This window comes from Bacillus sp. GbtcB10, assembly GCF_019091365.1.
GTDB lineage: Bacteria > Bacillota > Bacilli > Bacillales > Bacillaceae > Bacillus > Bacillus altitudinis.
This window is the reverse complement of record NZ_JAGXJP010000002.1, coordinates 333,546-356,633: the sequence shown is the minus strand read 5'-3', so window position 1 is coordinate 356,633 and position 23,088 is coordinate 333,546. Positions and strand designations below refer to the sequence as shown.

Genomic DNA, 23,088 nt, shown 5'->3' with positions numbered 1-23,088 from the left:
GGTGACAGCTGATGCAACGAGTAACCAATTGTGTGCTGCATCACGAAGATCAAGTTCTCTTGCTGCAAAAGCCAAGACGAGGCTGGTGGGTAGCACCTGGCGGCAAAATGGAGAGCGGAGAATCGGTCAAGGATTCAGTCGTTCGAGAATTTAGAGAAGAAACAGGCATTTATATTTTAAATCCGCAGCTAAAAGGCGTGTTTACCTTTATCATAAAAGAAGGCGATCAAATCGTTCAAGAGTGGATGATGTTCACCTTTATGGCAGATTCCTTTACAGGAAAAAACGTATCAGAGTCGGAGGAAGGCATTTTAAAATGGCATGATGTAAAAGATGTACCCAGCTTGCCGATGGCTCCAGGAGATTCCCATATTCTTGACTTCATGTTGAAAGGGAAAGGACTTCTCCACGGCACTTTTACGTATACACCAGACTTTGAGCTGATTGCTTATCGATTAGATCCTCAAGGAGACTAATAAATGAACCGTTTTCATAAAGAAGGAGAGGGAGCAGGCATGAATACGCACAAACAAGATGATATTCAGCTTGTGATTATTACAGGGATGTCAGGTGCGGGGAAAACCGTTGCCATCCAAAGCTTTGAAGACTTAGGTTACTTTTGTGTGGATAACTTACCGCCATCACTTTTACCGAAGTTTCTAGAGCTTATGAAGGAATCCAATTCAAAGATGAGCAAGGTGGCCCTTGTGATGGATTTGCGCGGACGCGAATTCTTTGATAGCTTAATTGCAGCCTTAGATGAAATGAGTGATCTTGGTTGGATCACACCAAGAATATTATTCTTAGATGCAAACGATAAGGTACTTGTCTCAAGATACAAAGAAACGAGACGTTCGCATCCTCTTGCGACAACAGGTTTGCCGCTCGAAGGAATCGCGATGGAACGCGATCTGTTAGAAGAGTTAAAAGGCCGAGCTCAAATGATTTTTGATACATCGGATTTGAAACCGAAACAGCTTCGAGAAAAGATTGTCACACACTTTGCTACGAATCAGGGGCAAGTGTTTACAGTGAATGTGATGTCATTTGGCTTTAAGTACGGCTTGCCAATTGATGCTGATCTTGTATTTGATGTGAGATTTCTGCCGAATCCTTACTATATTGAGAGCATGCGTCCACAGACTGGAAATGATGAAGAAGTACGCTCCTATGTCATGAAGTGGAGTGAAACGCAAAAGTTCACAGAGAAATTAATCGACCTTCTCAGCTTTATGCTTCCGTCCTATAAACGAGAAGGGAAAAGTCAGCTGGTGATCGCTATTGGCTGTACAGGTGGACAGCACCGATCAGTGACGCTAGCGAACTACTTATCGGAGTATTTTAAAAATGACTACTATACTCATGTCACTCACCGGGACATTGAAAAGAGAAGCAGAAAATAGATGACGACACTTCCAAAGGTGGTCATTCTTGGCGGAGGCACTGGCTTATCTGTTTTGCTCAGAGGGCTAAAAACAAAGCCAGTGGATATTACCGCTATTGTAACGGTTGCTGATGATGGAGGCAGCTCAGGCAGACTGCGACATGATTTGAATATTCCGCCTCCAGGCGATATTCGGAATGTCCTTGCGGCACTTTCTGATGTCGAACCGCTTGTAGAAGATTTATTTCAGCACCGTTTTAATAAAGGGAATGACTTAACAGGCCACTCTCTCGGCAATCTCATTCTTGCGGCTATGACGAATATAACCGGTGATTTTTTTCATGCCGTCACAGAAATGAGCAAGGTCTTAAATGTGAGAGGAAAAGTATTGCCAGCAGCGAATTCAAGTGTTGTTCTTCATGCTGAATTAGAAAATGGGCAAGTGGTAACAGGAGAATCAAAAATCCCAACCTATGGTGAGCGAATTAAACGAGTGTTCCTCACACCCGATACGATTGAACCGCTCCCAGAATCGATTCAAGTCATTCGTGAAGCCGACTTGATCGTCCTCGGACCTGGCAGCTTGTATACAAGTATCTTGCCAAACTTGCTTGTACCGCATATTGGCGAAGAAGTGATTCGTTCTAAGGCGAAAAAAGTCTATATTTGCAATGTCATGACACAGCCGGGGGAAACGCTTTCCTACAGTGCAGCTGATCATGTGCAGGCACTAAACGATCATATGGACCGACCATTTATCGATACGATATTTGTGAACAATAAAGAAATTCCAGAAGAAATCAAAGCAAAATATGCAGAAGAACAGGCGCAGCCTGTACAATTCGACACAGATGTACTCAAAGCCATGGGACTAGAAGTCATCCCTGGGGAAATCATTACATATGACCAACATGTGATTCGTCATGATACGCTGAAAGTAGCTGCGCTGCTTGTCGATTTGCTGCATCAGAAAAAATAGGAATGGGGGTGGCAAGGATGTCATTTGCATCCGAAACAAAAAAAGAGCTGACTAATCTGGAAGTGAAGGACTGCTGCACAAAAGCAGAGCTTTCTGCCCTCATCCGTATGAACGGTTCATTATCTTTTTCTAATCGAAAATTGATTTTAGATATACAGACAGAGAACGCAGCCATTGCAAGACGTATTTATACCCTTTTGAAAAAGAAATACGATGTGACTGTGGAGCTGCTCGTTCGTAAAAAAATGAGATTAAAAAAGAATAATGTGTATATTGTCAGACTGGTAGAACGAGCGAAAACCATTTTAGAGGACCTAAAGATATTAGGTGAACAATTTGTATTTGAACGCAACATTTCAGAAGAACTTGTGAAGAAAAGATGCTGCAAGCGTTCCTATATGAGAGGTGCTTTTTTAGCAGGAGGTTCTGTGAATAATCCAGAAACCTCTTCGTATCACCTTGAGATTTTTTCACTATACAAAGAACATAATGATGCCCTTTGTGAGCTCATGAATCAATTCCATCTTAATAGTAAAACACTTGAACGCAAAAAAGGCTTTATCACATACATGAAGGAAGCGGAGAAAATTACGGAATTCTTAAGTGTTGTGGGTGCTCATAACTCATTGCTTCGTTTTGAAGACGTGCGCATCGTCCGAGATATGAGGAATTCTGTGAACCGGCTCGTCAATTGTGAAACAGCAAACTTGAATAAAACGATCGGTGCCTCACTGCGCCAGGTTGAAAATATTCAATTCATTGACGAAAAGATTGGATTAGACGCTCTGCCAGATAAGCTGCGTGAAATTGCGCAACTGCGTATTGACTACCAAGAAGTCACATTAAAGGAACTTGGCGAAATGGTGGAAAGCGGCAAGATCAGCAAATCAGGCATTAATCACCGTCTAAGAAAGCTAGATCAAATTGCAGAACAATTAAGAAACGGACAAGCTGTTACACTCAAATAGGGAAATAAAAAAGGGAGGCAGATCATATGGTGGAAAAAACGGTCACAATTCAGCTGAAAACGGGTTTGCAGGCACGTCCGGCTGCTTTGTTCGTTCAAGAAGCCAATCGTTTTGGTGCTGATATTTTTCTAGAGAAAGATGGGAAAAAGGTCAATGCGAAGAGTATTATGGGACTGATGAGTCTTGCGATCAGCTCTGGGGTCACCGTCAAACTAATAGCTGATGGAGCAGATGAACAAGAAGCCATCGATGCGTTAACGGATTTTATCAATCAAGAAAACTGAGTCTCTTCAAGGGCTCAGTTTTTTTAGGAGGGAAAGTTGTGATTCAATCAGCCTTTTTACAGAAAATTGGATACGAAGCTTCGTCCATTACCTTTGAACAATTGCCTGATTTACTAAGGAAGATGGCTTATACCTTTCCTTTTGAAAATAGATCTGTGGTGGGTAAACACGCTTATGCTTTGGATCAAGAAGGTTTGAAGCTTCATCTTCTGGAAGGCAGCAGAGGTGGGCTTTGCTATGACCTCAATCCGCTCTTATATTATGTCTTAAAAGAGGCAGGTCTCGCTGTACAGCTCGTTCAAGGGACCGTATATAACAAAGAAGCAGAGAAGTGGGCACTGGATGGAACGCATGTAGCCATCGTCCTTCAACATCACCATGAGCGATACCTCATTGATGCAGGATTTGGTGTGAATTTACCCCTTCAGCCCGTCCCTTTTACAGGTGAATGGGTGGAAGCACCGTCCCTTCGTTTTCGAGTGAACGCAGAGGAAACAGAAAAAGGAACCCATCTACTCCAATTGGATAGGGGAGCGGGTGCTGAAACAGGTTATGCTTTTACATTGAAAGAAGTCGGTGAAGATACACTTGTGCAATTGAGGCATGAGATTTATGAAAATGAAGCCTCTCCTTTTAACAAAAGGCCGCTTGCATCCAAACTGACACCAACAGGTCGTGTGATCGTGACAGAAGATCATGTCACGATACATGAACAGGAAGAAGTATCGAAGAAACCACTCTCACAACCGTTTGAGGAGTACGTACAAAAACTGCTTCCGTAAACAATATGAAAAAAGACAGCCCTTTTGACTTAGGGCAGTCTTTTTACAATGATTAACGAATCCTCGTAAATGTCGCATAGTGATCGGTTGTTTTATAAATGAGCCAGTCACTTGAGTATACTAGGCGGTCAGCATTACGGAAACCGGATACGTAGTTGATGTCGGCTTCACGCCATGTACGGCCGCTAGCTGATGGAAGGCGTCCCTCCCGATTAGAGAATACGTCTCCACCGATGCTTTTGCCCGGCGCGACTTCAGCTAAATTTCCTTTTGATGCCACCCATCCGAGGGCGCTCGCTTGTGATTTGGTGATGTAATTATCAGGTAGTCGTTTATAGCGGATTAAGTAATCTGCTACACCATCAAAGGTATTAATGACGGCAAGGGTACGAAGGTCTGGTGCAAGCTGTACGGAAGCAGTCTCATTTGTGGCTGTGGGTGTAAGTGGTGTTTCTGCATGGACTTGCTGCGGGATAAATCCAGAAAACAGAATGGCAGCAATCAGAGCGAACAGAGTAAAAATCGAACTTATTTTTTTCATCTTGATCCTCCTCAAAAGGAAATGGGATGCCGTCCTCTTGATGCTTGTCTACCTCATATTATAGCACCGGCATATGAAGAGAATGTAAAGAATCAGGAGATTGGAAAAAATGAGGCTTTTTGACCTACTGTCTCTAGATGACGTAAACAAAAAGACGCAGTTCCCTGCGCCTTTTTTCAATTAAGATGAGGCAAGCTCCTTCACAATATCAACAGGGGCTTTACCGTCAATTCCATGAAGAACATTATGAATGGCTCGTTTCAGCATAAGATCTCTTGTCGTTTCAGTAGCGGAACCGATATGCGGGGCAAGCGTGACATTGTCCATCTCTTTGAAAGGATGATCTTCCTGAAGCGGTTCTTGCTCATACACATCCAGACCAGCTCCTTTAATCCACCCTTCCTGCAGTGCTTGAATGAGGCTTTTCTCATCGACGGTTTTTCCTCGGGAGATGTTCACGAATAAAGCTGTCGGCTTCATTAATTTCAATTCCCGCTCTCCTATCATATGGTACGTCTCATCAGTCAGCGGTGTGATTAACACAATGATATCAGCTTGCTTTAGCAAGTCATCCAGTGCACAATATACAGCGCCATAGGCCGATTCGGCTTTCTCGTTTCGGCTCCGGTTGTGATAGAGGACGTTCATATCAAAACCATGAGCGGCTCGTTTGGCTACTTGCTCACCGATTCGTCCCATCCCAATGATCCCAAGCGTTTGATGATGGACATCAATGCCGAATATATCTTCCTCTTGAACAAATTTTGTCCATTTTCCCTTGCGGATAAAACGATCAAGCTCGGCAATTCTCCTCGCAGAAGAGAGAATGAGCGAAAAGGCAAGATCAGCAACGGTATGATCGAGTGTATAAGGCGTGTGCGTACCAATCACGCCTCTTTGTCTCATGGCTTCTAGATCAAAATTGTCATAGCCGACTGAATTATTGCTTACCACCTTGAGTTGAGGTGCATGATCTAATAAATCTTGATCAATTTTCGTACCTGATGTTAAAAGGCCATCAGCCTTCTGCAGCTTCTCAAATAATAGATCTCTTGGGATCGGGTCCTTTGACTGCCATACCTCGTATGTACAATGTTCTTTTAACATGTCTTCAAAAGTGGCAGGTAAGGGTTTGGCGACAAAAATATGTGGTTTCATCATCAACTCGCTCCTTTCACATGGTCATCTTTCTCTTTTTATTATAAAGCAACCATTTTGGCAGTACACGTTTGAATATGAGCTGCTCAATATTTAATATACTGAAATAACGGAAAAGGAGAGATTTTTATAGTGAAAGAGTAAATGACATGGCCATCTGATGTCTTTTTATGATGTAGAAAAACGAATGATTAGTAGATGAGTCATAGAAAAATGCTAGATGTTTCGGGAGATAATCTGACAAACTGGAAAATAGATCGAGACTTTTTGATAGAAAATTTATTATATTTGCAGTGTATTAAACGGGACGGTCATTTTCTACTAAACCTTTTCATCGTCTTTTGGTGAAATGTGAGCCATCGTTTGTAAGCAAAAGCCGCATATCCCCTGTGCTGAAGCGGAACAAAGAGCAAAATAGAGAAAATGCTTACATATTCTCTCATCGTTTTCTCATTTTTTTCTTTTTTTTCTATCATTTTTCTTCTCTATGCTTGAGAACACACAAGGGAAAAGGAGGCCAGGTAAGGCGTTACAATCACTTAAAAAAGATAGGAGATGACAGGATGGGATCAACATTAGAACAGATTCTTCAGCACAATGCAGATTTTGTGAAAGAGAGACAGTATGAGCCTTTCAAGGCGGGAAAATTTCCTGAGAAGAAATTGGTTATATTAACTTGTATGGATACACGCCTGTTGGAATTATTACCGCAATCCATGGGGCTTCGTAACGGTGATGCGAAAATCATTAAAAATGCAGGAGCCATCGTCACACATCCATTTGGTAGTGTCATGCGGAGTATTTTACTAGCCATTTATGAGCTGAAAGCAGAGGAAGTATGCATTGTCGGCCATCATGAATGCGGAATGGCAGGCCTTGCGGCAGACCCTTTACTTGAAAAGGTAAAAGCACGGGGAATTGAGGAAAAGTGTTTGAGCATTGTGAAAAGCGCAGGTGTCGATTTAAAGGGCTGGCTGACAGGCTTTGATTCAGTGGAAGAGAGCGTATCCCAAAGTGTGAAATTAGTCAAAGAGCACCCGCTCATGCCAAGTGATGTAGCTGTTCATGGACTAGTGATTCATCCGGCAACAGGAAAGCTGGATGTCGTTATAAAAGATAAACAGATCGACCCGCAATATACCTAAATCATCTACACATACTTGAAGGAGGCCAACACATACCATGCGTTTTTATGGAAGATTTGAAGGTTATGATTCATCAAAGTTTAGACGCGATTTAATCGCTGGGCTTGTCGTGGGAGTTGTGGCAATTCCTTTAGGCATGGCTTTTGCCATTGCATCTGGTGTCGGACCAGAATACGGACTATACACAGTCATCGTTGCCGGCATTTTGATTTCATTGTTTGGTGGTTCAAAGTATCAGATTGGCGGACCGACCGGGGCATTTGTTCCAATTTTATTCGGGATCGTCAGCCAGTACGGTATTGAAAACTTACTCATTGCTGGTTTTATGGCAGGCTGTATGCTTGTCTTATTCGGAATATTCAAACTAGGAAAGCTCATGAAATTTATTCCTCGTCCGGTTATCATCGGCTTTACTGCCGGCATTGCTGTCATTATTTTTTCAGGACAGATTGCCAACTTCCTCGGATTAAAGGGTGTTGAAAAACATGAAAGCTTTTTCCTCAATATGAGAGAAATCGTGGTCCATCTCGGTACCGCAAACAGTCTCGCCATTCTCACAGCGATTGTTGGGCTCATCGTGATTTTGGCGGCACAAAAATACATTCCCAAAATACCTGGTGCTCTATTAGGTCTACTCGTTTCAACATTTATAGCTGTTCTCTTTTTTCAAGGACAAGTTGAAACCATCGGCTCTGCATATGGCGAAATCCCTCGTCAGCTGCCAACTTTCGCTTTTCCTGAATTGACGATTGAAAAAATGATTTATTTGCTGCCGCCGGCTATTGTCATTGCGCTTTTGGGCGGCGTGGAGTCGATCTTGTCCGCGATGGTAGCTGATAATATGAAAGGTTCTAAACATGACAGCAATAAAGAACTCGTCGGACAAGGAATTGCCAATATGGCGGCACCGCTTTTTGGAGGGATCCCAGCGACTGGAGCGATTGCTCGTACGGCAACAAACATTAAAAATGGTGGAGCAAGCCCCATTTCAGGAGTCGTGCATGGTGTCGTTGTCTTGCTCATCTTAATGTTATTTGCACCATATGCATCGATGATTCCACTTGCTGCCATGGCACCGATTTTGATGTTTGTGGCGTGGAATATGAGTGAGAAAAAGGAGTTTATCAATATTGTCAAAGTCAAAAATGCGGATTCCCTTGTGCTTGTCGTGACCTTCCTGCTAACGGTCATCGGTGATTTGATTATAGGGGTGACTGCAGGTCTCATTTTAGCGTTTATCGCCTTTATCAAAAAAATGAGCCAGACAACGAATATTTCCTCAAATGTTGCTGTTCCTCAAATCGAAACCGCAGCTGCCTTAGAAAGGGAGACCGATCAGAAAGGGATTAGTATGTATTCGATTGAAGGGCCACTCTTTTTCGGTACAACCGATTCATTGGAAAATTCGATTTTGGATCATGTTCAGACAAAGCCGAAAACACTCATTTTGCTTATGAACAAAGTGAATTATATGGACACCTCAGCAGAAGCGGTTCTGATGAACATTTCTAATCGTTTAAAGCATCACAATGGAAAATTGATGATTGTAGGGCTTCAATCACAGCCAAAAGAGCTTTTGCATCGTACCGGTCTTTTCCATCACATTGGAAAGCAGCATTTCTTTGAACGAACGGATGATATTTCACCACAGCAGCTATAAAAGGCTAAAAAAAGCACGTGACATGTCGGTCACGTGCTTTTTACCTGCTCTTTTTCACTAGAAAACCGTTGTGTGAGTTTCTGTTGATGGGAAGAGAAGACCTCTTCTACTGTTACATCATAGAGATCAGCTAGAACAAGTAGATTTCCTAAGACATCTCCCATTTCTTCAATAAGGTCCTTCCTTAACGCGGCGTCCTCCTGTGTTTTCTCATCAGGTCGATCGCGTCCAATTTCGACCGCCCTGACTGCGCGAGCGAGTTCACCTGTTTCTTCCATCAGGAAACCTAACCTGATAAACGGCCCGTATTCTGTCCAATTTCTCATTTTGTAGAAATCTTTGATCCATTTTTCCATTTCAGTTGTTTGCATTCTCTTTATACAGCTCCTTATATGGTGTTCACCTTCTGATTTTACACTATATATAGATAGAGCGGCTGTTTCTTTACAATGAATTATAGTAGAATGAGTGGGTGAAGAAATCATAGAGAGAGATGGAGCTGTTTTGATGAAAACGATTTGTGTGTTTGCTGGTTCGAATCCAGGTGTGAATGACATCTACAAACAAAAAGCTGTCGAGCTAGGGGCTTATATGGCAGAGCAAGGAATCCGCCTTGTATACGGTGGCTCACGAATTGGCTTAATGGGAGCTATAGCGGATGAGGTATTGAAAAACGGCGGGCAAGTGATCGGAGTCATGCCAAAAGGGCTTTTTAGAGGAGAAGTTGTGCATCAAGAGCTCACTGAACTCATTGAAGTCAAAGGGATGCATGAACGAAAAGCGAAAATGAGCGAGCTGGCCGATGGGTTTATTGCCATGCCAGGTGGTTTTGGTACATATGAAGAATTATTTGAGGTGCTATGCTGGGCGCAAATTGGCATCCATCAAAAGCCAATCGGATTGTATCAAGTGAATGACTATTTCAATCCGCTCATAGACATGGTGAAGTTTAGTGTACAGGAAGGTTTTTCGAATGAATCACACCTTCAATTGCTACATGCCTCTGGAGAACCGGAAGAATTGATTTCACAGATGGCTTCCTATCAAACACCGTCTCTTCAGCAGAAATGGACGGAGCTGTCTTAAAATAGATGCATAACAAAAAACCGTCTGTTCAAAGAGCAGACGGTTTGTTTTGTGATTATTTTTGTTCTTCTGTATTACGGGTCAAGACTTTGTCAATGAGTCCGTATTGAAGTGCTTCTTCCGCTGTTTTGAAGTTGTCACGATCTGTATCACGCTCAATGACTTCAATTGGCTGACCAGTACGTTCAGCAAGTACTTGGTTCAGTTTATCGCGTAAAGAAAGGATTCGTTTTGCCGCAATTTCAATTTCTGTTGCTTGACCTTGCGCACCACCTAGTGGTTGGTGAATCATCACTTCACTATTTGGAAGGGCATAACGCTTACCTTTTTCACCAGCAGCAAGCAGGAACGCACCCATAGATGCAGCCATACCAATACAAATAGTTGATACCTTTGGTTTAATAAATTGCATCGTATCATAAATGGCCATACCAGCTGTGATCGAACCGCCAGGGCTGTTAATGTAGATAGAGATATCTTTTTCTGGATCCTCGGCTTCTAAGAAGAGAAGCTGTGATACGATGGAGTTGGCAACATTGTCATCGATCGCAGAACCAAGCATGATAATACGGTCTTTTAAAAGACGAGAATAAATGTCGTAAGCTCTTTCCCCACGATTTGTTTGCTCAATGACTGTAGGTATTAAATTCATAATGTTCCTCCTTCACCTTTTAGGTAAGTATGTAATTCAATGATACATTTTTGGTCAATAAAGGTCAAACAAAATGCTGACCTAAAATCAAATACCCCTATCCATTTTCCCCAAAACTCTTCCACTTCAAACCATCATATGAGTATATGTATGGGAATGAAGAAAATGCATCGACAGGGATAGTGATTAATCATTGCTTTCTTGCAGCATTTCCCTTATAATTTGATATGCTGACGTTTAAAAAACATATCGTGCGCTCGTAGCTCAGTTGGATAGAGCGGTGGTTTCCGGTACCACGTCTGCCGGGGGTTCGAATCCCTCCGAGCGCGTCTTGAGTATCCGATGGATTATTTATGAAAGAACTTGAAAACCCTTTGAAATAAAGGGTTTTTTTGTTTTTTTATGAGTGGTATTGTGTGAGTAAATTGAGAGGAACTTCACTATTTATTAGAGAGTTCATTTTGTATCGAAAAACACAGATTAATATTGTTAAAAAGACAAATTTTCTTGATGATAGGCAATCAAGTCAACTTAATCTATTATTGGAGTATAAAGTCAGTTCATCAATATTCTCAAAGCTTGTTCAACGAAAAGGGCAGAATTCATTCATAAGGAGGCACTAATGAATTGTGAAAGTGTTTTACATCAAATTGAAGTAGCTGTTAAAACATTGATAAAAATAGTAAGGCAATTAGAAGAAACTGATTTACAAAAAAGACCAACACCTCATAAGCAGTCTATCGGAGAGTTGCTGGAACACATTGCGATCATTTGTGAAGCTGACTGGCGTATTGCGAATGAGGCGACCCAAGAAGAGATGGAAACATTTTATGCTAATGTATCATATAAAACTGTAAAGTCTATAGAAAAAGGCTTAATGACTAATTTTCATTCATTAAAAAATCATTATATGAAATTATCGGACGCAGAGCTACTGTCTCGTACCACTTCCTATTGGGGTGTGACATATACAAGGTATGAATGGTTGTTAGAGATTTTAGCACATGTTTATCATCATAGGGGGCAAGTACACGCTATGCTTGTTCACTGTTACGATAAAGACCCTAAAATTTCTATGTTTGAATAACTGTCCTCAATTCAAATAACCATCCATCGTGTTGGTTCAAGTAATGTCAATTATACGTTCTTCGAGTTCATGCTCGACCTAGTTCACGATAGAACAAGGTCTCTCAAACCCTTCTCCATTAAGAGAGGGGTTTTTTTGTGGCGTTCACTTCTAAAACTTTACATCTATATATGTTATAATTAATAATCATTCTCAATTAAAGGTGGTTTCGTCAGTGAAAAAAATGATTTGGCTTATGAGTCTGCTGGCAGTATTGTTGGTGGCTTGCGGGCAGAAAGACAATAAAGAACAAGAATCAAATACTCGTACATATACAACTGAAACGGGTGAAAAGATCACCATTCCTGACAAGCCAAAGCGTATTGTTGTGTTAACAGCGCAGCTTGGAAATTTTAAAAAGTTAGGTGTGACACCTGTTGGCATGACAGATGTTTATCCTAAATCATCCTTTTTAGATGAAACAGGTGTGAAGAGGGTGCCGATAGAAAATGTGGAGGCAATCGCCAAACTGAAGCCTGATCTCATCATTGCTTATTCACAAAATGATCAAGTTGAGAAATATAAAAAGATCGCAAAAACAATTACTTTCACAACAAGTGAGCATAGCTTCAAAGAGATGCATATTGAAATCGGAAAGATTCTTGGAAAAGAATCGTTAGCGAAAAAACAAATACAAGAAATGGACGAGCAACTGAAAAAAGACGGCAAAGAGGTCAAAGCAAAAATTGGTGAAGACAAGACGTTCTCCATTATGGATGTGCAGCCTAAGCAGGTATACTTATTTGGTACAGACTTTGGCCGCGGTGGGGAGGTCATCTATCAAGGGTATGGATTTAGCCTGCCTGAAAAAGCGGATAAGGCTCTTCCGAAAGAAGGGTATCTCGGTATTTCATTAGAAGAGATGAATGAGTATACAGGTGACTATTTACTTGTACCAACAAAGGATGGAAAAGCACCTAATCTAGATATCACAGGTAGCGGTGTATGGAAGAAAAATAAAGCAGTGAAACAAGGACATGTTTTATCCTATTCAATCAAAGAATTTATCTATGCTGATCCAATCTCAATTGAAAAACAGTCTGCTGCGTTTAAACAAATGCTGCTCAAAAATTAATAGAAAAAAGACAAAGCACTTAAACAGGAGGCTTTGTCTTTTTTTCTGCTATCCTCTTAAAATACTAGCCATAAGTCTCATTTATCCCCTTTTCAGGCGTATTTGTTGAGCCCGATCACTGTATAAGATTAACATGGTAGAGAATTGACAATAAGGAGAGGATTCTTGTGGCGAAGGTTTTAATGATTACGTTCCCAGCTGAAGGACATGTGAACCCAATGTTAGGAATGATAAGAGCATTTGTTGATCGAGGTGATGAAGTGCATGTGGTCACAACTGAACATTATCAAAAGCGGATCAAACGCTTAGGCGCTCACATACATATACATCCAGATTATATTCGCACATTAAGTGTCGAAGAAAGCGATTTAGAGTCCATGCAGCCATTTTTCCATGCCATGCTGCAAACGTCATTAGACATTTTAGAAGTGGTGGAAACTCTTTCTCAACAGCATTCATTTGATTTGGTCTATTTTGATATGTTTGGAGCAGGTGAGCTTGTGCGGGATTACTTACAAATTCCAGGCATTGGTTCAAATCCTTCTTTTGTGCTGCAGGAGGCGCATTTTGATACACCTTTATACAGAAAAGATGAGAAGGCGGCTCATCTGTTAGAAGAAATACATGAACGTTTTGGCGTTCAGCCAACACATTTGATGCAATTCATGAAAAACCGCGGAGAACTGAATATGGTGTATACAAGTGAATATTTTCAGCCGTCTGTTGATGCATTGGATGATTCGTTTGTCTTCATTGGACCGAGCTTTCTAAAACGTGCTGACCAGCATGATTTCCCGTTAGAAGCGCTTGAGCGAGAGAAGGTCGTCTTTATTTCAATGGGAACGGTTCTTGGAGATACTGAAGCATTCTTTAATATGTGTATTGATGCTTTTGCCGACTTTGATGGAAAAGTGATTCTCGCAACTGGTGAAAAAATCGACATGTCTCTCCTAAAAGAAGCGCCATCTCATTTTCTTATCGAGCCTTATGTGCCGCAGCTTGAAGTCCTTGAACTGACAGATGTGTTTGTGACCCACGGCGGGATGAACAGTGTCAATGAAGGTATTCATTATCATGTTCCAATGGTTGTCATCCCGGTTGACAAAGATCAGCCGATGGTGGCAAAAAGACTGACGGATCTCTCTGCTGCTCGTGCACTCGATAAAGACCAGCTGACAGCAAAACAGCTGAGAGATACTGTAGAGAGTGTACTCGGAAGTGACACATATCGTGCTGGGATTGAAAAGATTGAAGAAAGTTTCCAAACAGCAGGAGGAACAGAAAAAGCATTACGTGTCATTGATCAGTTTATGCAAGCGAAACAGACTCAATCATGAGTCTCTCAGCGTGTAGACAAACCCTCGAATTCGCCCGCAGGTCTGTGCGCTGGTGCTCGCCCTTCCTAGACTGCAAAGGTTTTCTTTCACGCTGAAAAGAAGACAAAGAGCTAAAATAAAGATCATTTTAGCTCTTTGTCAACAACCTGACAGACTCAATCATGAGTCTGTTTTTTCGGTGAAAAAAGCCATTGTATTTCCCAGATCTGTATGCTAATATTCAATTCGTAATCATTTCGATTAATAATCGTAATGATTACGATAAAATGAACATTTGGGGGAAGTACATATGAATCATCAACCTGATTACATAAAGAAAAAGGACGAGAAAAAGCAGTCCTTTGTGACATATACCTTGATGCTGTTTTCAGTCATGGCTTGTTTTCTATTGGCATCTTGTTCTGAAAATAAGACCTCTTCCAGTTTAAGTGGAAGAGAAGATGATGAACTGGTGTATGCAAGTACAAAAGATATAAGAGACATTAATCCCCATCTATATGGCGGGGAGATGGCCGCTCAAAATATGGTGTTTGAATCGCTTGTTGTGAATACGGAAAAAGGCATTCAACCTGCCCTGGCCCAAAGCTGGGATATTTCTAAAGATGGAAAAACCTACACATTTCATCTTCGAGAAAACGTGACTTTTTCAGATGGTGAGCCATTTAATGCGAAGGCTGTCAAAATGAATATTGATGCAGTTGTCAAAAATATTGAAAAAAATGCTTGGCTCAATCTCGTGTCAGAAATTAAATCCACAAAGGCTGTAGATGAACATACTTTTGTTCTCACATTGAAGGAGCCCTATTATCCAACATTAGAAGAACTTGGTTTAACACGTCCATTCCGTTTTATTTCTCCCAAAAGCTTTATTGATGGCACCACATCAAAAGGCGTAAAAGGTTATGCAGGTACAGGTCCTTATGTGTTAAAGGAACATAAGAAAAATCAATATGCCATTTTTGAAGTGAATCATCACTATTGGGGAAAGAATCCAAAGATTTCAACGGTGAAATGGAAGGTCATGCCAGATCATCAAACCATTTTACTCGCTCTTCAAAAAGGGGAGGTTGATCTCTTATTTGGAGCAGATGGTGACATGATTGATGGAGATTCATTTCAGGCTTTAAAAGAAGCTGGTCAATATGGTGTGACTGTGAGTCCTCCTGTTGGTTCAAGATCTATTGTGATCAACTCCAATCAACCAATAACACAAGATCCAAAAGTAAGAGAAGCATTTCAATATGCCATTCAAAAAGAGATGATTACAGAAGGGATTTTAAATGGAACTGAACAGGTGGCACATACACTGCTCGCCCCATCAGTCCCTTACGCAGATATTCCGCTTAAAAAGAAAACCTATCAAAAAAAGAAAGCAGAGGCATTATTAGATGAGGCAGGCTGGAAGCTAAAAGAAGACGGCTATCGCTATCAAAAAGACAAGCCGCTCAGCGTGACCATTTATTATAATTCGGATAATGCAGGTGAAAGAACGATTAGTGAATCGATTCAGCAGGACTTCAAGCAGGTTGGAATCAAGCTGGATATTAGAGGTGAAGAAAAACAGGCATTTTTAGATCGTCAAAAAACAGGAAAGTTTGATCTTATGTACTCTCTATCTTGGGGACTTCCTTATGACCCTCAAACATACGTCTCTTCATTCCGTGTTGCATCCCATGCTGATTATCAAGCTCAGTTAGGATTGAAAAAGAAAAAGTGGCTGGATGAGACCATTACGAAAGTATTGGTGGAGCCGGATGAGCAAAAGAGGGCACAAATGTACCGAGATATTTTGACGTATATTCATGATGAAAATGTGTATATCCCTATTTCCTATTCTGTGACAAAGGCCGTTTATAATAAGCGCCTCAAAGGTGTAGATTTTCATGTATCTCAGTATGAAATTCCCTTTGATCGAATGTATTTTTCGTCATAAATCGGAGGCTGAGACATGACACGCTATATCATAAAACGATTATTGCTTCTTTTGCCGCTCATTGTATTCATTACGTTTTTTGCGTTTGTGCTACTTGCGATGCGTGCGAGTGATCCAGCTGAGGTCGCTTTACGTGTGAACCAAGTAACCCCAACGGAAGAGATGGTTGAATCTATGCGTCAAGAGCTAGGCTTAGATCAACCTTTTTTCATACGCTATGTCACATGGCTTAAAGACGGATTAACAGGTGATTTTGGCAGTAGTTATGTCACACATGAGCCTGTACTTGACCTGATGATGGAGGCACTTCCTGCGACTTTACAGCTTGCAGGGATGTCCCTTTTGTTTATTATTGTGCTGAGTTTGTTATTCGGAATGGTGTGTGCATATGCGGCACATACATGGTTGGATCGAATCGTGAGAGCATTTGTGTTTATTGCAGCTTCCATGCCTAGTTTTTGGTTGGGCATTTTATTTATCTGGCTTTTTTCAGTCAAATTTAACTGGGTCAACACGAGTGGAATGGAAGGGTTTAAATCGCTTCTTTTGCCAGCGATGACTCTATCGTTTGGCTACTTATCGACCTATGTGAGACTCATTCGAAATCAAATCCTAAAGTTTCAGCATGAGCCCTTTGTTTTTTATGCAAGAGCTCGTGGTTTAAAGGAACGAACCATTCAATTGAAGGTGATGAGACATGCCCTTCAACTAGCGGTAACAGCACTCGGTATGTCAATACCAAAGCTCATTGCAGGAACCGTCATTATTGAAAATCTCTTTGCTTGGCCAGGGGTTGGCCGTTTGTGTGTAACAGCTATTTTTCACGCCGATTTCCCTATGATTCAAGCCTATTTGTTTGTGATGGGAATTCTATTCGTTGTGTGCAACCTTATCGCGGACGTCATACAAATGATCATGAATCCGCAGTTGCGAAAGGAGGTCTGAGAACTTTGCCTGGATGGAATCGATTAAGAAAAGATCGCATAGCCATTCTGTCTATTTGGTTTTTGGCACTTGTCACATTAGCTGGGCTGTTTGCACCAGTGCTAGCGCCACATGATCCAACTGACACGAATATTCTTCAAAAATATGCCGGTGTGAGTCTAACATATCCGCTCGGAACGGATCAGCTGGGGAGATGCGTATTGTCGCGGCTCTTATATGGTATTCGGACAACGATGCTTGCTGCCGTGCTGACAATGTGTATCACGATGCTCATTGGCACGATACTTGGACTCATGGCTGGCTTTTTTAGAGGGAAAGTTGATGGAGCTCTAATGAGAATATGTGATGTCATGCTGTCATTTCCAGCAGAGGTGATGATTTTGGCCGTTTTGGGCATTATGGGACCTGGGCTTTTCAATATTATTTTGGCCAATGTCCTTGCAAAATGGGCTTGGTATACAAGGATGATTCGTTCGTCAGTCCTACAATATACGAATGAACCATCTGTTCAGTTTGCGAAAGTATCTGGGGGTTCACCTTTTTATATCCTTCGAAAACATCTATTTCCTCGCATCTCAGGAGAGATTGCTGTCTTTGCTACACTTGACGCAGGCTGGGTCATTTTAAATATTTCTGCTCTGTCTTTTCTTGGATTAGGTGTGAGTGCACCTACACCGGAATGGGGCATGATGCTCAACGAGGCGAAGAATGTCATGGTGACGCACCCGGCTCACATGCTCCCGCCTGGACTTGCGATCTTATTTGTGGTCATGGCACTGAATTTTTTAGGAGACAGTCTTCAGCAGGTCATGAACCCTGCCATGCACCTTACCAACAAAAAAGGGGGGAGACGGTTTGCCTTTCATCGAGATAAAAAATCTGTCCGTACATGATCCGATTCAACAAAAGGATTTAGTGGCAAATATCACGTTTACATTACATAGACAACGTTGTTTAGGCGTTATTGGAGAAAGTGGAAGCGGAAAATCAACCGTTGCAAAAGCATTAATTGGCCTTATCCCTCCTTCGCTAGAGATGATTGGGACCATTTTGTTTGACGGTGAAAAATTGACAAGTCAGACTTCACAGCAGTGGAGAGGAAAGCGAATTGGCTACATTCCACAAGATGCTATGAATGCGTTCAATCCAATTGAAACAATTGGTCATCAAATACTTGAAACGTTCCAGCGGCATTTGGGCTTACGTGGCAAAGAAGGAACAGCACATGCGATTACTGGGCTAGAACGTGTCCATTTAAACAATTCGCATATGTTAATGAAAAAATATCCTCATGAGCTGTCGGGAGGGATGCTTCAACGTGTCATGATTGCCATTACGATCATGCTTTCTCCTGACGTGATCATTGCCGATGAGCCTACAGCATCATTAGATGCATATAACCGGCGTGAAGTCATCACGCAATTACAGACGCTGAAAGAAGAAACAGGAGCTGCCTTGATCATCATTTCGCATGATTTAGGCGTCGTTCAGGCAATCGCTGATGAATTGTTGGTGATGCACCAAGGGGAGATGCTTGAGCATCGTCATGCAAAAGAGATATTTACATCACCTGAGCATCCTCAAACGAGGCATTTACTAGAAACGAGGCTTCGCTTATCGGCACCCCTTGAAGCACTGAGGCAGCAGAAGAGAGTGAGGGCATTCCCATGCTGATCACAGCAAATCAACTACTTAAACATGGAGAAGATAAAGGGCGCTTTTTTCATAAAGAGGAATCCATAGCACGCATAGCTCAGGTTTCATTTCAGATTGGAGAGGGTGAATGTGTCGGGTTAGTCGGTGAGAGCGGCAGTGGTAAAAGTACAATAGCACGTACGCTGCTTGGTTTAGAAACATTAGACGGCGGAGAGATAAAGATAGGTGGATGGCCAGCTCATACATGGCGTAAGATGAACCGGGGGGGAATGAGTGTTGTTTTTCAGGATTATCTATCTTCTGTCCATCCTTCCTTTACAGTGAAAGAGATCATAGCAGAACCCATGCAAATAATAAAGCGAAACATGGATGTGAACCAAAAAGTGTTGTCCCTGCTCAAGCAAGTAAGACTTCCATCGTCTTTGCTAAATCAATATGCTCATCAGCTAAGCGGCGGTCAGCTCCAGCGTGTATGCATAGCAAGAGCCATATCGACGAATCCAGCCATTCTCATCTTAGATGAAGTCCTTAGCTCACTTGACGTTTCTGTCCAAGTTCAAATATTGGAGCTTCTTGAGACATTAAAGCAAGAGTTAGATATGACCATTCTCATGATTACCCATGATCTAGAGGCAGCCGTTTTTTTATGTGATCGACTTCTTTTTTTACATGAGGGAAAACTTGTGGAAGAATGTAAAAGTGACCAGCTGTTTGAAGCGACTCATCCATTTACGCTCAAGCTAATAGACTCACTCATGCCTTTTCAACTTGACAAAAAATAACCAATCTTTTATCGTATACGTAACAAACGACGGAAGGGTGACCCAATGCAATGAAGTACTAATCCTATGACCTGTAAGCAAAATGAAAGAACGAAGGCAGTGAGCAAACGATATGTGTTGCTATGTTTGCTGCGTTTTCATTTTTTAGCTTCGGAATAGGATGGTACAGCTTGGGAATCAAAGATTGAAGTGATGGATACGGGGGATATGTGTGCTCATTTGATGAACCGCATGTCATTTTGTATCGATACGCTTATTTTTGTACACCATTTTGCCTCCTATTCTGAGAATGGGAGGCTTTTTCATGTCTCCTGATACGAAAGGAGAGGGTTGGATGTTACTGAGAGCCCACCAATTAAAAGTATTTAGAAAGGATCGCTTGTTATTTGATATAGAGGAGCTGGCCATTCATCAAGGGGACCGAATCGGCCTTGTGGGAACGAATGGCAGTGGGAAAACTACATTGCTCCATGTACTGGCGGGGAGGGAAAAACCAGACAGCGGCACATTTGCACACACTACAACTTGTACGCTGCTTCCTCAACTAAAGACAGGAGATGGCAGACAAAGTGGCGGAGAGATGACACAAGCTTATATTGAAAGAGCTTTAAGCCGGCCTTCTGCCCTTTTATTAGCCGATGAACCCTCGACTCACTTAGATACGGAGCATATTGAGTGGCTAGAAGAAAAGCTTCGTTATCATCAAGGTGCTCTGATTGTCGTCTCGCATGACCGTGCTTTTTTAGATGCGTTATGTACAGACATTTGGGAATTGGAGGATGGGAAACTCAAACCATACAAAGGCAACTACAGCGATTTTGCCCGGCAAAAAGAACTCGAACATCGCCAGCAAGTGGAGGCGTACGAGGCGTATACCCAGAAGAAAAAACAGTTAGAACATGCACTGCAAAAGAAAATGAAAAAAGCCGACAAAGCGACAAAGCCATCTCCAAAGCTGAAATCCTCGGGGCCTAAAATTGCAAAGCCTTATTATGCAAACAAGCAAAAAAAGCTTCAAAAAACAGCCAAATCTATTGAAACAAGAATGGAGAAATTAGAAAAGGTGGAGAAGGTAAAGGAAGCCCAGCCTCTTCAAATGACGCAGCACACCATGAAGGAAGTGGCAAGCCGCACCATTTTTCGTGTCGAACATGTAGATGGCAAGGCAGGAGATAAAGTCCTTTGGAAAAAGGCGAATGTAGAAGTGAGAGGCGGAGACAAAGTCGCGATCATTGGGAAGAATGGGAGCGGTAAAACGACATTTCTCCGAATGCTTGTAAACGGTCATCCCGGGATTTTTCGTTCAGAAGCCGTGAAGATTGGTTATTTCAGCCAAGATCTTTCAGGACTGAATCTAGATGAATCGATCTTACAAAATGCACTGGAACAGGCGATTCAAGATGAGACTGTCGTTCGCACCGTTTTAGCGAGACTTGGGTTTCGGGGAGACGATGTGTATAAGCTGACGAACGTATTAAGCGGCGGGGAACGGGTGAAGACGATGCTTGCCAAGCTGCTCGTCAGTGATGCCAATGTTCTGATGCTTGATGAACCGACGAACTTTTTAGACCTTGCGGCAGTAGAAGCGCTTGAAGGACTTTTAAAAGATTACCCGGGCACAGTTGTGTTTGTCTCCCACGACAGAAGGCTCATTGAGCAGGTGGCTACTCGTATTCTTCATGTGCACGAGGGGACCATTGAACGCTTTGATGGCACCTATGAAGAATATAAACAAAAGGAAGAAAAGCCAGCTGCTACAAAGAAAGAAGAAGAGCTCCTGCTGATTGATATGCAGCTGTCTGAAGTGCTCAGTCGTTTAAGCATCGAGCCTTCTCGTGAGCTTGAAGAGATGTTTCAAGCATTGTTGAAAAGAAAGAAGTTGTTAGAGTCATAAAAAAAAGCCCCTGTGTTTACTGCACAGGGGTCTGTTCGTTTCGTTCTTTTTTCAATTGTTCAAGTTCGCTGACTGTGACAAGCTGGTAGCCTTGTTTGGTCAGTTCATGTATGATCTTCACTGCTGCTCGAGCAGAGCTGTCATAAATATCGTGCATGAGTACGGTTTTGCCATCTGCTGCATGTGAGAGAACATGGTTTGTGATCTGCTGGCTGTTGCGAATTTTCCAGTCTTCAGGATCGACATCCCACAATGAAACGTTCATGCCAACCGCTTGATTGATGTCGGGATTTGTTCCTCCATATGGCGGTCTAAAGTGCGTAGGAGTATAACCGCTGGCCTTTTCAATCAGTTTCTGCGTGTCTTTTACTTGTTTGACCGCTTCTTTTAGAGGGAGTCTCGTTAATAAAGGATGGTTATATGAATGGTTTCCGATCTCATTTCCGCCCTTTAAAATGTCGGCAAGCATTCCAGGATAATACTGAACCCTGCTTCCTAATACGAAAAAGGTGGCGTGTCCTTTATTTTCCTTCAGCGCTGCTAAAATGGTTGAAGTTGTGGCTGGGTTTGGACCGTCATCAAATGTGAGTGCGATGGCTTTTTTATTCGGATCAAGCTTTGGCTTTTGCGGCAGCTTGACGGCTTTTCTTTTTGGATTTGGTTCTTTGATTTCATTCTGATTTTTGGTCTTATTCATATATTCCGGCTTCAAGATATCTTTTAGTAGCGTCTTTTTGATCGCCAGCGTTTGTGGACCTAAGTCCTTCGCGGCTACTTGAGAAGCTGGGAAATAGAACTCTATATATTTCTCTTTTAAGGCGAATTGACTGAAGTTTTGATCAGTAGGGGCTGTTCCTTTTTGAAGGAGTGATAGATCCTTAGACAAGGTTTTATCTTTTTTAAGCTCCGTGTATGTAATATAGGATAATTTTTTCAAATAGTCCTTTTTTGGTTGAAATAAATCTTTTGTGTCAAGAAAGTCTTTTTTCTGAAAATCGAAATTGATTGTGACGTGATGAGTGGTTCCATTTTGCTGACCTGTATATGTGTAGGTCGTAAAATAAATGGCCGCAGATTGTTTTGCATAGTGCACCATGTCATAGTCAATATTCAGTTCAAACCGTTTGTTTTCATCAATGTCCTTTGCTTCACTAAATGTCTTTTTGAAATGCTCTAATGCTGAATTCGCATAGCTTTGAATCTTGTCATCTAGCTTTTTTTGATGAAAAAGTGGATAGTTCACCGCATATCTCATAAACTTCCCGTCATTTACAAGAGTGACAATTTCAACATTTTTATAATTCGTATCCTGCTTCACATTTTTCTTCTCTGTACCGCTTGCTTGCTGATTTTGAAAGAATGCAACTGCTCCAATGACGATGGCAAGCGCAAATAGGATGATACTCCATTTTCCCTTTACTGACACAACTTTCAATTCTCCTCTCATGACGGGTCATTCTTTATTCCTTTGACATCTGTTTGTAATATTTTTATAACATTTGACTTACTTTTGTAATTTTAGGGGATTTTCATGCGGAATGTCAACTATTTTCCTATTAAAATACTGTAAAAATTGATAGGTCTTTCAGAACGAGAAAAAGCAGAAGGAAAGAATTCTCTTATTTGCCGTCTACCAATACCTTCAATAATTAAAAAAATGAGCCGTACATTGATTTTTCAGAGGCTGACGGCTATAATTTT

The 23,088-nt window shown here is 41.7% G+C and carries 22 protein-coding genes, 1 tRNA gene and 1 pseudogene; 19 read left to right on the top strand and 5 right to left on the bottom strand.

The genetic code is table 11. From position 1 onward, the window contains the following. Positions 1 to 11: 11 nt before the first annotated feature. Genes KVT11_RS07255 through KVT11_RS07230 form a run of 6 tightly spaced genes read left to right on the top strand, consistent with a single transcriptional unit; the run spans position 12 to position 4,397 of the window. Positions 12 to 476 (top strand): 8-oxo-dGTP diphosphatase, encoded by a 465-nt coding sequence (locus KVT11_RS07255; RefSeq protein WP_008348133.1) that lies wholly within the window; start codon positions 12 to 14, stop codon positions 474 to 476. A gap of 39 nt (positions 477 to 515) precedes the next feature. Continuing rightward, the gene (gene rapZ / locus KVT11_RS07250; RefSeq protein ID WP_025208027.1) at positions 516 to 1,403 is read left to right on the top strand and encodes an RNase adapter RapZ; all 888 of its coding nucleotides are present in this window, start codon (positions 516 to 518) and stop codon (positions 1,401 to 1,403) included. Continuing rightward, positions 1,404 to 2,363, top strand: a complete 960-nt coding sequence (locus KVT11_RS07245; protein WP_008348128.1) for a gluconeogenesis factor YvcK family protein — start codon at positions 1,404 to 1,406, stop codon at positions 2,361 to 2,363. A gap of 17 nt (positions 2,364 to 2,380) precedes the next feature. Continuing rightward, positions 2,381 to 3,331, top strand: a complete 951-nt coding sequence (whiA, locus tag KVT11_RS07240) for a DNA-binding protein WhiA (protein WP_008348125.1) — start codon at positions 2,381 to 2,383, stop codon at positions 3,329 to 3,331. A 26-nt stretch (positions 3,332 to 3,357) separates the two neighbouring features. Then, a complete protein-coding gene (locus KVT11_RS07235; protein ID WP_008348124.1) occupies positions 3,358 to 3,615 on the top strand; it encodes an HPr family phosphocarrier protein in 258 nt (85 codons plus the stop codon). Positions 3,616 to 3,653: 38 nt separating this feature from the next. Continuing rightward, complete coding sequence (locus KVT11_RS07230) at positions 3,654 to 4,397, top strand: arylamine N-acetyltransferase family protein (RefSeq protein ID WP_035701499.1); 744 nt, start codon at positions 3,654 to 3,656, stop codon at positions 4,395 to 4,397. A 52-nt stretch (positions 4,398 to 4,449) separates the two neighbouring features. On the opposite strand, the pseudogene KVT11_RS07225 reads toward KVT11_RS07230, so the two are convergent. Then, a pseudogene (locus KVT11_RS07225) lies at positions 4,450 to 4,776 on the bottom strand (ribonuclease); the annotation flags it as partial. Between the two features lie 342 nt (positions 4,777 to 5,118). Further along, positions 5,119 to 6,096: a 2-hydroxyacid dehydrogenase gene (locus tag KVT11_RS07220; RefSeq protein WP_060781656.1), complete on the bottom strand. Its 978-nt coding sequence runs from the start codon at positions 6,094 to 6,096 to the stop codon at positions 5,119 to 5,121. A gap of 563 nt (positions 6,097 to 6,659) precedes the next feature. Between KVT11_RS07220 and KVT11_RS07215 the strand changes: the two genes are divergently transcribed. Next, complete coding sequence (locus KVT11_RS07215; protein WP_057079014.1) at positions 6,660 to 7,241, top strand: beta-class carbonic anhydrase; 582 nt, start codon at positions 6,660 to 6,662, stop codon at positions 7,239 to 7,241. A 37-nt stretch (positions 7,242 to 7,278) separates the two neighbouring features. Next, the gene (locus KVT11_RS07210; protein ID WP_035701494.1) at positions 7,279 to 8,901 is read left to right on the top strand and encodes a SulP family inorganic anion transporter; all 1,623 of its coding nucleotides are present in this window, start codon (positions 7,279 to 7,281) and stop codon (positions 8,899 to 8,901) included. 29 nt (positions 8,902 to 8,930) lie between these two features. Here KVT11_RS07210 and KVT11_RS07205 read toward each other — a convergent pair whose 3' ends face one another. Further along, positions 8,931 to 9,272 (bottom strand): MazG nucleotide pyrophosphohydrolase domain-containing protein, encoded by a 342-nt coding sequence (locus KVT11_RS07205; RefSeq protein WP_017368102.1) that lies wholly within the window; start codon positions 9,270 to 9,272, stop codon positions 8,931 to 8,933. A gap of 136 nt (positions 9,273 to 9,408) precedes the next feature. On the opposite strand from KVT11_RS07205, the gene KVT11_RS07200 reads away from it, so the two are divergent. Then, positions 9,409 to 9,987 carry an LOG family protein gene (locus KVT11_RS07200; protein WP_017368101.1) on the top strand — a complete coding sequence of 193 codons (579 nt, stop codon included), beginning with the start codon at positions 9,409 to 9,411 and terminating at the stop codon, positions 9,985 to 9,987. Positions 9,988 to 10,042: 55 nt separating this feature from the next. Here KVT11_RS07200 and clpP read toward each other — a convergent pair whose 3' ends face one another. Further along, a complete protein-coding gene (gene clpP, locus KVT11_RS07195; RefSeq protein ID WP_007500118.1) occupies positions 10,043 to 10,639 on the bottom strand; it encodes an ATP-dependent Clp endopeptidase proteolytic subunit ClpP in 597 nt (198 codons plus the stop codon). Between the two features lie 253 nt (positions 10,640 to 10,892). Here clpP and KVT11_RS07190 point away from each other — a divergent pair. The 10 genes from KVT11_RS07190 (at position 10,893) to abc-f (ending at position 21,387) form a co-directional block, all read left to right on the top strand. Next, a tRNA-Arg gene (locus KVT11_RS07190) sits at positions 10,893 to 10,968 on the top strand. 293 nt (positions 10,969 to 11,261) lie between these two features. Then, entirely contained in the window at positions 11,262 to 11,726 is a 465-nt protein-coding gene (locus tag KVT11_RS07185) for a DinB family protein (protein WP_046344530.1), read from the top strand. 223 nt (positions 11,727 to 11,949) lie between these two features. Next, entirely contained in the window at positions 11,950 to 12,840 is an 891-nt protein-coding gene (locus tag KVT11_RS07180) for an ABC transporter substrate-binding protein (RefSeq protein ID WP_034657816.1), read from the top strand. Positions 12,841 to 13,007: 167 nt separating this feature from the next. Next, positions 13,008 to 14,177: a macrolide family glycosyltransferase gene (locus KVT11_RS07175; protein WP_116306261.1), complete on the top strand. Its 1,170-nt coding sequence runs from the start codon at positions 13,008 to 13,010 to the stop codon at positions 14,175 to 14,177. A gap of 289 nt (positions 14,178 to 14,466) precedes the next feature. Further along, positions 14,467 to 16,110 (top strand): nickel ABC transporter substrate-binding protein, encoded by a 1,644-nt coding sequence (gene nikA / locus KVT11_RS07170; protein ID WP_210552213.1) that lies wholly within the window; start codon positions 14,467 to 14,469, stop codon positions 16,108 to 16,110. 15 nt (positions 16,111 to 16,125) lie between these two features. After that, positions 16,126 to 17,055 (top strand): nickel/cobalt ABC transporter permease, encoded by a 930-nt coding sequence (opp1B, locus tag KVT11_RS07165; RefSeq protein ID WP_017368098.1) that lies wholly within the window; start codon positions 16,126 to 16,128, stop codon positions 17,053 to 17,055. Positions 17,056 to 17,060: 5 nt separating this feature from the next. Next, on the top strand, positions 17,061 to 17,948 hold the full coding sequence (gene opp1C, locus KVT11_RS07160; RefSeq protein ID WP_210552212.1) for a nickel/cobalt ABC transporter permease: 888 nt from the start codon (positions 17,061 to 17,063) through the stop codon (positions 17,946 to 17,948). Further along, positions 17,911 to 18,729: an ABC transporter ATP-binding protein gene (locus tag KVT11_RS07155; RefSeq protein WP_099497022.1), complete on the top strand. Its 819-nt coding sequence runs from the start codon at positions 17,911 to 17,913 to the stop codon at positions 18,727 to 18,729. Before opp1C ends, KVT11_RS07155 begins: the two co-directional genes overlap by 38 nt. Next, complete coding sequence (locus KVT11_RS07150; RefSeq protein WP_008347777.1) at positions 18,723 to 19,493, top strand: ABC transporter ATP-binding protein; 771 nt, start codon at positions 18,723 to 18,725, stop codon at positions 19,491 to 19,493. The genes KVT11_RS07155 and KVT11_RS07150 overlap by 7 nt, the downstream gene beginning before the upstream one ends. 334 nt (positions 19,494 to 19,827) lie before the next feature. Further along, positions 19,828 to 21,387, top strand: a complete 1,560-nt coding sequence (gene abc-f / locus KVT11_RS07145) for a ribosomal protection-like ABC-F family protein (RefSeq protein ID WP_210552475.1) — start codon at positions 19,828 to 19,830, stop codon at positions 21,385 to 21,387. 16 nt (positions 21,388 to 21,403) lie between these two features. Here the strand turns inward: abc-f and KVT11_RS07140 are convergent, their stop codons facing one another. Further along, the gene (locus KVT11_RS07140) at positions 21,404 to 22,813 is read right to left on the bottom strand and encodes a polysaccharide deacetylase family protein (RefSeq protein ID WP_017359186.1); all 1,410 of its coding nucleotides are present in this window, start codon (positions 22,811 to 22,813) and stop codon (positions 21,404 to 21,406) included. Positions 22,814 to 23,088 lie beyond the last annotated feature (275 nt).